The sequence below is a fragment of the Sneathiella sp. genome (genome assembly GCF_047631475.1).
Classification (GTDB): domain Bacteria; phylum Pseudomonadota; class Alphaproteobacteria; order Sneathiellales; family Sneathiellaceae; genus Sneathiella.
In genome coordinates, this window is record NZ_JBLHZT010000002.1 from 19,241 (window position 1) to 33,297 (window position 14,057).

At 46.7% G+C, this 14,057-nt stretch carries 8 protein-coding genes; 6 read left to right on the forward strand and 2 right to left on the reverse strand.

Translation table 11 applies throughout. The features are described 5' to 3' along the window. Nucleotides 1-12: 12 nt before the first annotated feature. Nucleotides 13-1,614: an ABC transporter substrate-binding protein gene (locus tag ACJAYR_RS00980; RefSeq protein WP_415234866.1), complete on the reverse strand. Its 1,602-nt coding sequence runs from the start codon at nt 1,612-1,614 to the stop codon at nt 13-15. A 297-nt stretch (nt 1,615-1,911) separates the two neighbouring features. Here ACJAYR_RS00980 and ACJAYR_RS00985 point away from each other — a divergent pair, with 297 nt between their 5' ends. Continuing rightward, a complete protein-coding gene (locus tag ACJAYR_RS00985) occupies nt 1,912-5,067 on the forward strand; it encodes a hypothetical protein (RefSeq protein ID WP_415234867.1) in 3,156 nt (1,051 codons plus the stop codon). 374 nt (nt 5,068-5,441) lie between these two features. Here ACJAYR_RS00985 and ACJAYR_RS00990 read toward each other — a convergent pair whose 3' ends face one another. Next, nucleotides 5,442-6,329 carry a class I SAM-dependent methyltransferase gene (locus ACJAYR_RS00990; RefSeq protein WP_415234868.1) on the reverse strand — a complete coding sequence of 296 codons (888 nt, stop codon included), beginning with the start codon at nt 6,327-6,329 and terminating at the stop codon, nt 5,442-5,444. A gap of 345 nt (nt 6,330-6,674) precedes the next feature. Here ACJAYR_RS00990 and ACJAYR_RS00995 point away from each other — a divergent pair, with 345 nt between their 5' ends. From ACJAYR_RS00995 to ACJAYR_RS01015, 5 genes are all read left to right on the forward strand, one after another. After that, nucleotides 6,675-8,141 (forward strand): GumC family protein, encoded by a 1,467-nt coding sequence (locus ACJAYR_RS00995; protein ID WP_415234869.1) that lies wholly within the window; start codon nt 6,675-6,677, stop codon nt 8,139-8,141. Nucleotides 8,142-8,170: 29 nt separating this feature from the next. Then, nucleotides 8,171-9,688, forward strand: coding sequence for an O-antigen ligase family protein (locus ACJAYR_RS01000; protein ID WP_415234870.1), 1,518 nt, complete (start codon nt 8,171-8,173; stop codon nt 9,686-9,688). Nucleotides 9,689-9,708: 20 nt separating this feature from the next. Next, on the forward strand, nt 9,709-11,244 hold the full coding sequence (locus ACJAYR_RS01005) for an MBOAT family O-acyltransferase (protein ID WP_415234871.1): 1,536 nt from the start codon (nt 9,709-9,711) through the stop codon (nt 11,242-11,244). Nucleotides 11,245-11,260: 16 nt separating this feature from the next. Then, on the forward strand, nt 11,261-12,352 hold the full coding sequence (locus tag ACJAYR_RS01010; protein ID WP_415234872.1) for a hypothetical protein: 1,092 nt from the start codon (nt 11,261-11,263) through the stop codon (nt 12,350-12,352). Between the two features lie 172 nt (nt 12,353-12,524). Then, nucleotides 12,525-13,913, forward strand: coding sequence for a sugar transferase (locus ACJAYR_RS01015; RefSeq protein WP_415234873.1), 1,389 nt, complete (start codon nt 12,525-12,527; stop codon nt 13,911-13,913). The last annotated feature ends 144 nt before the right edge of the window (nt 13,914-14,057 follow it).

Below are 14,057 nucleotides of genomic sequence, written 5' to 3' on the forward strand. Positions count from 1 at the left end.
TCACCTGAAGCGTTATTTACCAATACCCAGGCCGTATAAATCGATTTCTGCTGCCATTCGGACCGGGCTATATGTAAATCCTGTTACATAATCCCTGTAGGCAATGAGCCGTTTCCTCATCATGCCAAAGATTTCAGGCTGATCATCCACAATCATACGCTGAATATCTGCGTAAAGTGGCGCCCTCTTTTCCCATTCTGTTGTATTACGGGCCAGCTCAATCAACGAAGTGACTTTTGGATTATCGTAAAAGTGCGATCCGTAATACTTACCCCATGAATTCGGATGATATTGATAGGCCACTGCATCCGGATCTATGGAAACCGGCGTTGTGAAAATCGCCGTAATGTCGGCAGCCGTTTCCGGTTTTGATCCTCGTGCAACAATATTAGGCCATGTCAGAGGCACCATATTGACCGAAATGTTCAGCGCCTTCAGATTGTCGATAAGAACCAAACCCATTTTGCGGGTCACTTCAAAGCCTTGAACATAGACATAGTCCAAAGTAATGCCGCCCTCTGGATAGCTGGATTTCGCCAGATATTCCTTGGCTTTTACCACATTGTATCGCGGGATTTCCTCAACGCTGATTTTTCCCTTAATTCCATCTGTAAACGGACTGGTTTGCAACTCCGCCTTGTCATTGAAAATCTTGAGTAAACTGTCGTAATCAAAAGCAAAGGCGACGGCTTTTCGCAAATTCTTGTCCGACATGTATTTTCCCTTGGTATTAAACTTGAGTCCAAAGGAGGTCAGTGCCGGTTCAGTGGATGTTTTGATCCCTTTCGTTTTCGAAACCTGATCAAATTCATCCGGTGACAGCCCAAGAACGATATCAGCCTCACCCCTGAGCAAAGCGGCTCGTTGTGCTGATGACTCCCGAATAAGTTTATATACAACACCGCGAATATTGGCGCCGGTATCCCCGTCTTTCCAGTAGTCTTTTACTCTCTCGAGTTCGTAAAGTGTTCCTTGTTTAAAGCGTTTTAGCCGATAAGGACCACTACCCGCCTCATTCTCAATCATCCATTTCTGACCCAGATCACCCTCTTGCGTATTTGCGGCGATCTGCGCGGGGTTCATAACGTACCACCAAGGCAAAAACGAAAGAAACGCACCATACGGTTTTTCGAGATTAAACCGGATGGTATGGGGGTCGACGATTTCAATCCCTTCTTGTTTCAAGAAACCGGCGAGCATCCATGAGGGGCCTTTATTAATCTGCATCGTTCGCTTAAAAGAAAAAGCAACAGCCTCGGCCGTTACCGGATCTCCGTTGTGGAATTTAGCATTTTTGGCCAGATTAAATGTCCAGCTCTTACCATCTTCGCTCACGTCCCAGCTTTCCGCCAACCAGGGAACGACTCTGGGCGGTGTCCCCTCATATTTGACCAAACCGTCATACAGGGCCTGCTGCATCATCCGGATAGAGGCATTGTATTTAATACTCGGATCCAGAGTATCAACGGGCTGCCGGCCAGCCACCACCAGAACCTTTTCACCATCAACTCTTTCGAACGCGTGGGTGTTATTAACATTTCCAACCGCGACAGCTCCCAAAGCCAGGCACCCTGTTATTGCGCCGCTCGTTAGTCCTTTAAGCCAATGCTTCATCGTAAATCCCTCCCGGATTTCAGCACGAAATTCTACTGCGAATATGCAAGTGACGAACCGTTCTCCCACGAGATCAAAACAATATGTTTTTGCTCTCTTGATTTTCTTGTTTTCAGCGGAACAGCACCTACAGCGTATTCATTAGGATGAACCCAGCCTGAAAAATTGAAAATACGTACAAACGCGTACTATGAGCAACATCTCATATTATTATCTATAAGTTGAATTAAATCACATTATTTCTCTATTCCCGTCCTGTTTTTACTTAGATTTTAGTAGTAAAGGCATGGATTATTCATGACATTAGAAAATATTATTGAAGATTTTACGCGAGAATTTGGCGAATCTAATTTAGAACCGCAACACAAGGTCATGATTATGTGGCTGACACGAATTGCGAGTAACGAAAATGACCGTCCCATTTATTTTTGGAACAAAAAAGGTCAAAAAGCGGCCAAGTCCTTATGGCCAGACAATGTCTTCGCCCCCATTCTGGCAGAGTTGATGGGAGGTCCCCTTGACAATCAGGTCAGAGCCATGCTGGAGACCAAAAAAAAGGGAACAGCCGAACAGAAAGCGTTGGATTTCGTTTACAACAAATACTTTGGGATATTATCCAAAACCTTCAAGAAATTCAAAAAACCGGGCAAAGAAACGCCTGAAGACTTCAAACATTATAAAGAAGCTCTCAAGAAAATCCTGACGAGTATTGGGGTGCCTGACCGAAAAGCAAAGAAATTCTCTTTAAAAAAACTTCCCAGTCAGATTGTAAAAGATTTCCGCTGGGCGCTGGCGAATTGCGTCGTTCGAGACAATAAAGAAGATTTACTTCAGCCCATTGGGGAAATCAGAAAGCTGGAAGACCTGATCCGTTTTTCGAAATCCGCCGGTCTACGCGAACTCCACCGCAATATTGAGGCCGTCGATTATCTCCTTGGATCAGATCAGAGCGCCGACGGAAGTCGTTATCTGGTCGAAACCGTCGCGCACGATCACATACCGCCCTATGTCGCGGTACAATTAGCCACCCTTAAAGAGGGAAAAGAAATCAACCGACCAGCCCCGTTCGACCCATTGGCCGCAGCCCCTGCCAAGCTAACCATCAAATGTAATCAAAAAACCCTAAGAAACCTAAAATCACGAGACGCCAAGACGTTCCTCTCCTCATCGAAAACGGCTCGGGACGTGCAAAACTTCATCGCGGAAATGACAGCGGTCATTCACGCACACGAGGAGAATTTGCGCCTCGAACAAAAAGGGACCTATGACGATAATCACATTGAGCAAATTCGGAACGATATTTCGTTAGTGACGTCACTACTTGCCCAAGCCGTTGAAAAAGCAGCAAAATCGGGTCCTGCTTCGCCCGTGGCATCTGGAACACCCGCCTTGGCAGCTTCCGCGTCCTCCGATCGTATTTTTTCTGATCAGCTGGAACGCTGTTTTCAGGCTGGCAAGGGAATTGATGATTACAGAACCTTTGTCGAGGCTGTCGTAGCAGAAAGTCACAAAATCTTTGCTAGTCTGTCTGGCCCTGACGACAATTTCATGAAGGCCTGCGAATATGAGGCCGTTAATGCCTTGATTGCCGGTGATTTGCATAGACTGGACCCGGTTAACGGCGATGCCTCCTGTCAGTTCCGCGTCCCATTTGTTGCCGATTTATACGCGGCGGTTATCAAAGAGTTTGACCCCGCTGATCTTGCCGCAGCCGCTGACGAATACAAACGCAACGGCATTAACGTCATCGATTTCATGGCGCAAACCAGTCAAAAGACGGTGTCTTCAAAACAATCCCCTGCCATGAAAAAGATCAGTAAGCAGATTTCCCATAAATTCACGACATTTGATTTGAAAATACCTGAAATCCCTGCGCAGGATATCTGCCCGACCCTTGAACTCGATAACATGCCAGCGTTTAAAAAAGCGTACGAAACTGTTCTGGAAATCATTTCAACCCTAACTCTTTCAACGATGACCGGTTTTGCATCAGCCGAGCCAAAATCACTTGAAGAAGTTTGGAAAAATGTACAGGACGTTCCTGCCAGCTATATGACGACCAAATTCGAGCGGGTTTATTTCTCTGAAACCAGCACGCTGCGGTATCTTACGCTTTGTCGGGCCCTCACCGTTAAAAGACTGTCCTTTTACGATGATTTTTACGTCACGTCACATGTGATTTCAAAAGAGTTTCCCGTGATGACCGAAAGCGACATGCAGGAAATATATGTAGAATTAGCCTGGTATTCTTCTGCCTATATCAAGGCCATTTTTACGGATATGGTGGATCTACCGTATGAGAGAAGCGGCCCTGCTGATGACCTGAATTTTGACTATTCCCAACTTGCCCATGAGGACGGACGTTTTCACCTTTGTACCGATCAGGTCGACAACGGCTTTAATCCCGCCGCCGAGCACATGAACGAGATGCTTCAGGAAACCGAATGGTACTACATTCCAAAAACCGCTGCGGGCAATGTCATATCCTATTATGAAAACAAACGGTTGCTATATATGTATCTGTTCGTTCGCCAGATGCCAATTATTCTTGATTTGCGACGGATTATTGCGACGCCGACAGGCATAGATCAATATGCCTACGCCTATTCAGGCGGCGGCGTTTATTATTTTACTCCTTGCCCGAAAACAAAACGGTTTGTCCATATTCCTGCCGACCAATTGACACAGGAACAAGCCTGCACACAAGGATTGTGCATTGAAGGCTATAGCATGATGGTCGACAAGAAAAGCAAGGCTCATGAGGGCCTTCCTGACTTTGCAATGGAAAAAGACTATTCAAAATTCGAGGCGGCGCTTTTACAGAAGACCGACCTGATCGATCAGATTTTGATTACAACAATGTCTCATCCACCTGCAACGGGCAGTACCGTTCGGCGTTCAAACGATACGCAACACTATATGCGCAAAGCCCCCCATGACAATAATGGCTTCACCAAACTGACAAATGACGACGCCATTAGTCTTTACGCCCGGACACGATACTTCGATGACCATGAACCCAGCGTTGAAGCAGAGACGCCCGCAACCGATCTATATCTAAGCGAAAAATACGCAGATATTTCGGATTTTGATCTGGAACTAACCGGTGAAAAACGCGGTTTTCTGCCCCTCTTTGCAAATTCTTATAACGGAAATGAATGGAACCTCGAAAAAGAACGCGCGCTGATTGCTGCCATCAGTGAAGAAGCCGGATATCGCGGATATTTCTACGCCAAAATGGGGAACGATAAACAAGGAAACAGCTGCTATATCAGAAATGCCGTCACGTATCTTCTGACCTGCCGACATCTATATGTAAGCAGCTTTGAAAGAAAAATGGGGCATTATCAGGCATTCCACAAGATTTTAGGAAAGCCTGACAGTCAGAGAAAGTCTAAGGACCGCTACTTGTCACCAAACAGCGGAATTGATGGCAATCTGTTTATGGAATAAGTCTGGAGCCAACGGATGTTGCGCCGCTCTCTTTATCTGAGAGCGGCGTTTCCAAATGCAAAAGCCTGCAAGGCCAATCCACCCGGCATGCTTGGCCAAACATCAGTGTAATCACTGAAAAAATGGCAGTTTTTCTTTAACATTCAAGCGATATATGCACCCTGCTCTCAACTCATTCCCTGAACCGGCAGTCAATATTCTCTAATCCGATTTGGCGACTCTTCGCACCCTTCAAAAACTGTTTTGAAAGATAATGAACACTTACAATGTACAAGATAGGCACCTCTTGATTATGGGAGTAAATACCTGAGTCAAAAGGAAATATCTTGCACATATAAAGAGAGGTCAAATCGTTCGGCCGTTTTTTTAATGGGCTAGTCCTGATCGGTATATCTTTGAATTTTGTGCTGAACAAGGGTCACCGCCGATACATATCTTAGGAAAAATACGGACAACCAGTCGACCAAAACAGATCGGTTTTTGTTGAATATATAAATCGGTTTCAACCCAAAGATGGAACGCAGCTTCGCACTATAGAACTCCTTCGAATATCGAAAGGTCGTGGGCAAATGATGGTTTTTGCCATGTTTATATAACTCGCTGCAGGTTAAATAATTCGTGAAAAAGAAAATGTAGTCAGCATGGCGTTGTGCGAATTTTTCAACAGAAAGGGGGCTCTTTTTATTATGGTGTTTGTATTTTCCAAGGCCGAGCCAGCTAAGAAGACGGATATAGGAGACCAGCATATCATGGTTCGAAATTCTGTGGACCCAGGGTAAATGCAGGTGAACCTCGTACACACAATGTTTTGACGGGAAAAGATGCACCGCAATGCCATTATCACGCAGAGTTCTGTATGTTTCGGCAAAAAACATCGGATGGTCTGCGACATGTTCCAGCACTTGATTGGACAGGACAATATCAAAAAATCCATCCGGATAAGGCCACGGCTCATCCGCTGAGATTACCCGCAGCCTTTCCTGCCAGGGAATGTTCGGAAAGCTTTCTTCCAACAGGGCGATGGTCTGTGCGAAATACCCTTCTGATTGCACACCATGATCGTCAACATCAAATCCATATATCTCGAATTTCATCGCCGGATTAAGAACGCCGATATTCGCTGTCAAATACTTGATCAGATGGCCATCCCCACAACCAATATCAAGAACCCGAACCGTGTCGGCCAGTTCCAATTTTGCAAGTTCAGTATTCAAAACGCTCAGTAAATGTTGGTGCGTTATGCTTTCAGCTTCACTAATCATATGCCCCGCCAGAATTCCCCCAGATCGACACTTTACCGAAATCGTACCCGCCTTTTTTACGGCGTCTTATTTTGTGGCGCCTTATAGTGTCTTGCAGGTCAGTCCCTCATGCCGTTGACAAAGGGTCCAAACAAGAAAAACAAACCTTCTTGCTGTTGTTGAAATCAAAGTACCTGCGCCGATAATACAGGGTAATCTCAAATAAATTTCTATCGCAACCCCTTTATGGCCAATAATTATTTTTATTTTTATTTTGTCTAAATTAGATATAGTTCATTATAGACAGTAGGGTTAAATCAGTTTCCAGAAGTAATTCGCCAATAACAACGGATTATAGGGCTTGGTATGGATTTTAACGAACTGCTTATTCAATTAGGCGAAACCATCTCGCGAAGGCGGCGTTTGTTTTTGGTGTTTTTTATTGTCTGTTTCTTAGCGGCTATCGTCGGCGCCTATCTTAAGCCCCAAAAATTCGAATCTCAGGCGACCATCTATGTCACACTGGCCTCACCGCGCCTCGATACCTCCCAATCAGAAGAAAAGAACAATCTGGCCATAATCCAACCCTCGGAGTTTGTGGCATCCCAAGTTGAACTGATGCAAACCAAAAGCCTTGTCGAGGAACTAGTGGATACAGTACCCCCCTGGATTTTTGAACGAACACCCTCCTCTAAATGGTATATCCGCATGATAGTTGGTGTGGCCGATTTTTTCCTGCGTGGTTTGGACACCTTACTTGTCAAAATGAAGCTGATCGAACCTGAGAACAAGCGTTATGAGCGCATCAAACTCATCGAAGACAATCTCAAGATTTTCCCCGTTCGTAAATCGCAGGTAATTGAAGTGAGCTTCACTTCAAAAAATCCCGCGGTCCCTCAAGTCGTCCTAGAAACATTTATCGACATCTATCGGACCCGGCTAGCCAAATTGCGGTCTACCTCTGAGGGGGCAACCGTCTATTTGCAACAGGCCGAAAAGCTCAGTACGGAACTGGCAAAAGCAGAGCAGGCCCTGGCAGATTTTATGGCCGAAAAAAACGTCTTTGATATCGAGGCTGAGAAAGCGCAGATCCTCACCCGACTGGATAGTTTTGCCCCCCTTATAAACTCCCTAAAAGCGGCTAGCAAAAATGCAGACAGGCTGGAATTTACAGTAACCAGTTTTGCCGCCCCGCCGCAAATTCTTGAGAAAATCACCACCCTTAACGGTTTACTGATCGAGCGGATCCGGCTGGCAGCGAGTTACACGGAAAACCAGCGCGATGTCCTGCGATTGGACAAACAGATCTCAAGCCTGCGTGAGGCTTTGCGCGGCGATTTTGAGCGTTTAAGTGATGTGATCGAACAAGACCGGGCCAGACTTGAATACCTACAGAAAATTCAACCCCGCTACGATTGGCTGTCCCGTCAGACCCGTGTGCTGGCGGCTTCGTATGAAACTTACAGCAAGGCCGCAAAAGATCGAGAGACCTTTTTTGATCGCGACAATCAAATCCTGACTCAGGTTATTGATGCCCCGACCGTTCCATATCATCCCCTGAAACCCTCGCGGTTGTTTCTTGTGATCACCGGTTTTTTTCTATCGTTAATGCTGGCGATGGCAGCCGCCCTGATTACCGAATGGGTATTCCGCATCCGAAGCCTGTACGCCACATCGAATAACAAGATGCCGGGACAGTCCGGGCCTTCTGGAAAACCCGCCTCACCCGCATTACAGGATGCAGGGACGGCCGCTGATGATGGCACCCAAACGGCCACATTGCGACCAACTTCTAAGTGGCCTGTTCACCCCAATTCATCTGTTGGAGATTGAGACCCATGGCATCTGCAAGAGAATAACCAATGACCCAATGGGCAGAAAATCGCGGAACGGAGAGATATCTGGTCCTGACATTGGTCATTTTGGGCGGACTGATTGCTTTCGCTTTCGCCATCACAAACCCAATATTCGTTGGCGCCCTTCTGGGATTACTTGCAGCCGGTATAGCATTTGTCTGGCTCAGCTTCGAACGACCGCTTGTCTCGCTGATAATTGTCACCGTTGCGCAGGTTTTAATCCCGCCCTACATACGATTGCCCATTCCTGGATTACCGCCTGTGCCATTGGCACTGCTGTTGATGGCCATATTTTGCAGCATAGTCATTCTAAAAGGAATGCTGAAGCCTGCTCGCATTGACATTGGCAGGGACGAGCGGTTATTGACCCAAACCCTCCTTCTATACAGCGCTGTTCTGCTCTTCACTACGACCATCGGAACGTCGGATCTTTCGGCCATACAGATGTGGATAAAAACCGGGTTTATTCCTGTTCTGATGTATCTCATTGTCGTTCGGATAATTAACAGCATCGACGCCTTTCAGCGCCTCCTGGATATGTTGCTCCTGTCAGCGGTCGCCTGTGGTGTTCTTGCCGTTCATGAATTTGTGACAAACACCAACATTGTCGCGCTTTATTTTGCACCAGAAGTGTCTCCGGAAGATGATTTTTTTCTCTGGTATTTGGTGGCGGGGGAACGAGAAACCCTTGAACAGCCCTACCGTGTGTTCAGTTTCTTCACCCAACCACTGGAATTTTCTGCCTTCATGATAATGATGATGCCTTACGCCATTCTCAATTTTGTAAATCAAAAACCATTAGGACGGCGGTTAATGTATGGGCTGGCAATCATTATCGTTTTTGCCGGTTATGTTGTCACATTTTCACGCGGCCCTACGCTGGCACTGATTGTTACGATCTTTGTCCTCGCAGTCCTTGAAAAGCCGCTGCGAAAATGGGTCATGGTTGGTATCACCTGTTTAACAATTCTATCCATTAGCGCGTCTCCCTGGATTATCGATCAAAAATTGATGGATCGAATTCAAGGCACTGAAAATGTTTCCCTTCGGTTTCAGCTTTGGCAGAACGGTTTAGCAATTTTCCAGAAAAATCCCCTATTCGGGATCGGCTATGGCGCTTACCCCTCCCATCACGTTAAATCCATTCGAGAAAACAAGATCGGTCCAATGTACGAATATCATTGGAAACGAATAGAATTGGTAACAACGGTCGAAAATATCTATGTCACCCTTGCCGCCGAAACCGGCTTGGTCGGCCTGACAGCTTTCTTTTTCATGTTGTTCAGATATTTCAGCATCATACGAAAAATCCTGCGGCAAACACTCTCCGTCAAGACACGTACATTGGCGCTTGGGTCCTTGGGGGGGGTTCTCGCCTATCTGCTCAGCGGCATGACCGTCGCCAATATTTTGGGCTACACCATCTCTATTATATTCTTTGGCGTATTCTTGGCCGCAGCGGCCATATTACCCCGCAGCCTGCCAGACAAGACGCGCCCACCAGCCCGTTTGCAACCGCACTAACCAACCCAGGATAACCATAAATGCTCTTTAATTCGTATAGCTTTATTTTCCTGTTTTTACCGATCGCCTGGATCGGTTATTGGATCGCCCGCGGGCGCAGCAATGAATGGGGAATGATCGCGCTCAGCATAGCGTCCCTTTTCTTCTATGCGTATTGGGATGTGAGATTTCTGCCCGTCCTTCTTTTCTCGATCGGCATAAATCACTTCGTTGCGGGCATGATCACCCGAATAGGGCAGTGGCATTCACGCAGTTGGCTCATGGCTGGGATTGTCTTTAATCTCGGTTTGCTGGGTTTTTTCAAATATATGAACTTCTTTTCAGAAGTAAGTGAAAGCCTGACTGGTGTCGCGATCCTGTCTGTTCACATCCTGCTACCCATCGGAATTTCTTTTTTCACGTTTCAACAAATCACCTATCTTATAGATGCCTATCGCGGAAAAACGGCCCGCTATGATCTGCTGCACTACACGGTCTTTGTCGCTTTTTTTCCGCAACTGATTTCCGGTCCGATCGTTCATCATTCTGAAATGATGCCACAATTCAAAACGGCGTCACGCCCAGAGGCTCGAAGCATTGCAATCGGCTTAAGTATTTTCATCGCCGGTCTGTTCAAGAAACTGGTTCTGGCAGACAATATAGCCCCCTTCGCCAGTGCTGTTTTTGCCGCAAGCGATAGCGGCGCAGACGTTACTTTTGTCGAAACCTGGGGGGCGCTCGTCGCGTTCAGCTTCCAGATGTATTTTGATTTCTCAGGGTATAGCGATATGGCCATCGGATTGGGGCTAATGTTCGGTATTCGCCTGCCGATCAACTTCAGAAGTCCCTATCAGGCGCTATCAATCCGCGAATATTGGCAACGCTGGCATATTACCCTGGGCCGGTTTTTGACGGATTATGTGTATATACCGCTTGGCGGCAGCCGGGTGACGCTTCCCAGAAATCTTGCCAATCTAATAATCTTAATGTTTCTAAGCGGGATGTGGCATGGTGCGGGTTTAGGCTTTATTTTATGGGGTCTTTTGAACGGGTTCTGGCTGTGCTGCAATGTGATCATGTCGCGGATCAATCAGATGCTGGGCATCACCCGGGGCAGTCTCATTCCAGCGCCTGTCGCCTGTATCATGACCTTTTTAGCCGTCTCATTTGGCTGGTGTTTCTTTAAATCCGCTAATTTTGCAGGGCTTGTCAATATGACGGAAACGGCCATGGGGTTTAACGGATTAACGCTGCCTGCCAGTTTCGCCTTGGAACTGGGCAGCTTCGCCCCAGTACTGGAATTCCTTGGTTTTTCCTTTTCCGGGCCCGGTCATGTTGCAATTGGAGAGTGGGCGACCCTTGGGGTACCGATGATAATTGCCTCCTTTTTGATTGTCTGGACAATGCCAAATACAAACCAGTTATTCCTCTCGAACGATCCGGAATATAACGTGGAGGAACAGGGGTTTCTCATCTGGCGGCCAAACATGGTGGGCTTTGTCTCCGTCTCCGGCATTTTCTTCTTCGCCATGCTTTTTGCGAGTTCAATCAGCGAATTTCTGTATTTCCAATTCTAGGATGGCCGACAATTAGATGCATAGAGAAATCACCATAACAAACACCCACAATGCCAAACTTTTCTCGATTTTGATCGTTCTGGTTATGGCCTTATGCGCCATTGGCATCAGCTTATTCGGCAACAGTCTCGGACCTCCGGTCGGGGATCTCACCCGGATTGGTGGTTTGTCCGAAAAAAACTATGGTTTTCGTCGCGAAGGTATCGGATTTACTGACAATCATTTTACCGTATTGAGGTATGACGACCTTATGAGCGGGAAGGGAAAAGGCCAGATCCTTACCTTCGGTGATTCATTCTCGACCCCTAAAGATCATAATATCACCTGGCAAAATACACTTTATGAGAAATCCGGACTGACAATTGATTTTGTAGAAATTGAAACACTGAAAGAGATTCGCAAGTTTTTCCAATCAGATACCTTTCGAAAAGCACCTCCAAAGGCAATTATCCTGGAAATGGGGGAACGCACGATCTTTCGTCGCGCGCTCCCAAATATGGAGCAGGTGAACTGCGCCATGCCACCCAAACAACCAGCGCTTACCCTGTCTCCTCAAACTGTCCCGCGCATCCGCTGGAAGCAGCGCACGGACTTTGCGAGTTTTGACGAACGGCTCTCCTGGGGGGCTCTTGCTTTACGCTTTCGCCTGCTCAAACCAGGTAAAACAGTGGACGTTGCTTTGTCACGGTCCGATCTTTTTTCCAGTTCACGCTCTGATCGGCTATTAATCTATCAAAGCGACATTATTCGGCATACAGAGCGGGCCTTTTTACCAATGGAACCAGAGGTTGCCGCAAAAAAAACCCTATGCGCCATGCATGATGTGATCAATGCCGCAAATGGATTATCACCTGTGTATCTATTGATTGCCCCCGACAAACGATCCGTCTATACCCCGTGGATACAAACCGGCCTACCGCCAAAAGCCATCAATTTTCTGGAGGTCTTCTCCAAGCAGGCAGGCAGCTATTACATTGACGTCTTCTCACCGCTATCAGCCGCAGTCCATGCTGGCAAAAAGGATGTTTATTTTCCGAATGACACGCACTGGAGTGCGGAAGGTCATGCAATCGTCGGCAGCGTAATTGCCGAAACCCTAGGTCGGTAATTCCGCTTCTAGCTCAGACTCCATATCCCTCAATATTCAGTTTCACTAATTTATTGTTGACGCATCGCGTTTTATTTATTCTAATTTAACATTCTGTAATGTTTTGTAACTTTCTTACTGATTATGGCCTGAACAAAAATTTGGGAAATGCGTCCATAGGGGGGAGGCTAGTATGAAGATCGCAAGCATTAGAATTCCTCGTACAGCACAAACGATATTTTTTGTGGATCTGCTGGTTATCGGAACGATGACCGGACTGTTTGCGAACGCTATTTTCGAGCTTGCGAATACCTCCGCTATTGACGCGCCAACAAGATTTCAATTTACCCCGATCATGGGAAATGTTGCCGCTATCGTTTATGGCCTGTCAATTCATGCGGCCTTGTTTTCAATGGGTCTTTATCAACGCAGATATATGCGCGGTATCGGACTACTGAAAAGCGGAATAACAGCGGGATTATTAACCTGGCTGCTTGTAGCGTGGCCAATGGCAACAGCTGGTTTACTGCACAACCATGTCCCTACCTTCCATTTTCTGCTGGTGCATGTCATTCTATTTGCCCAATTAATCTGTGTCCGCCCGATCGTCTGTTTCTATTTTCGTCGGTTTGCCAAAAAACGCCGTGTCGCCTTGGTCGGTTCTGAAGCCATGCATTCGATTTTTATGGATATAATTCGCCAGACCACACCAACAGAATTTGAAGTGGTTCGAAACAAATACGTGGATTGCAAACTGGCAAAAGACGACTTGAGAACGGTTCTGAAGGATCTGTGCAAACAAGACGATATTGATCAGGTTATCGTCGACCTTCCACCCAGAGACATAAATGCACTATACACCCAGAGCGAGCCAAACCAGCCGGGCAGCTTACCTGTCAAACTCACCACCATTTCCAACACCATAGAACAATGTGCCCGCTGGTCAGAAACCGAAGATAAAGACCTGACGGTTGCTCGCGTTCAGAGCCAACCACTGGCGCGACGCGCAAAATATCTTGCGGAAATTTTCATTGCGCTTTGCGGTGTGATCTTTGTTCTCCCGGTTATGATCGGCGTTGCCCTTGCAATTAAACTGGATGACGGCGGACCAATTTTATACCGCCAAAGAAGAGTTGGTAAAAATAATCGTGTGTTTGACGTTCTGAAATTTCGATCAATGCGTCAGAATGCCGAAGCCGATGGAAAAGCCCGCTGGGCCAGTATCGGAGACAGCCGTGTAACCCGCATCGGGCGTTTCATCAGAATGACCCGTATGGATGAATTGCCGCAACTCATTAATATCATTCGCGGTGACATGGCTTTGGTAGGACCACGACCTGAACGGCCTGAATTTGTAGAGCAGATCGCCGAGGAAATTCCGGGCTATAGACTTCGTTTGAGCGTGCGTCCGGGCCTCACTGGATGGGCACAAATCAACATGTCTTATACCGCCAATATGGCGGAGACGATCCGCAAGACCCAATTGGACTTATATTATATCAAAAACTGGTCTCTATGGCTGGATCTGGCCATTATTATTCAGACTGTCCGCATCGTCCTATTTGCGGAAGGGGCTCGTTAGTTTTGACGGTACAGGGCTTCGTTCTCATATTTTCAAAATCGAATACGGGGGCGTGTTACCGAACCGCAATGATGCCACAGGAAAGATTGATCGCTTCAGGACTGTCAGGCAGCCTTTTTAAATGTTTCAAACGATAATGAAGAG

What these genes read in the sequence shown, in the direction of transcription:
- ACJAYR_RS00980 (WP_415234866.1), bottom strand. Translation starts at nt 1,614, where the DNA reads ATGAAGCATTGGCTTAAAGGACTAACGAGCGGCGCAATAACAGGGTGC.
- ACJAYR_RS00985 (WP_415234867.1), top strand. Translation starts at nt 1,912, where the DNA reads ATGACATTAGAAAATATTATTGAAGATTTTACGCGAGAATTTGGCGAA.
- ACJAYR_RS00990 (WP_415234868.1), bottom strand. Translation starts at nt 6,329, where the DNA reads ATGATTAGTGAAGCTGAAAGCATAACGCACCAACATTTACTGAGCGTT.
- ACJAYR_RS00995 (WP_415234869.1), top strand. Translation starts at nt 6,675, where the DNA reads ATGGATTTTAACGAACTGCTTATTCAATTAGGCGAAACCATCTCGCGA.
- ACJAYR_RS01000 (WP_415234870.1), top strand. Translation starts at nt 8,171, where the DNA reads ATGACCCAATGGGCAGAAAATCGCGGAACGGAGAGATATCTGGTCCTG.
- ACJAYR_RS01005 (WP_415234871.1), top strand. Translation starts at nt 9,709, where the DNA reads ATGCTCTTTAATTCGTATAGCTTTATTTTCCTGTTTTTACCGATCGCC.
- ACJAYR_RS01010 (WP_415234872.1), top strand. Translation starts at nt 11,261, where the DNA reads ATGCATAGAGAAATCACCATAACAAACACCCACAATGCCAAACTTTTC.
- ACJAYR_RS01015 (WP_415234873.1), top strand. Translation starts at nt 12,525, where the DNA reads ATGAAGATCGCAAGCATTAGAATTCCTCGTACAGCACAAACGATATTT.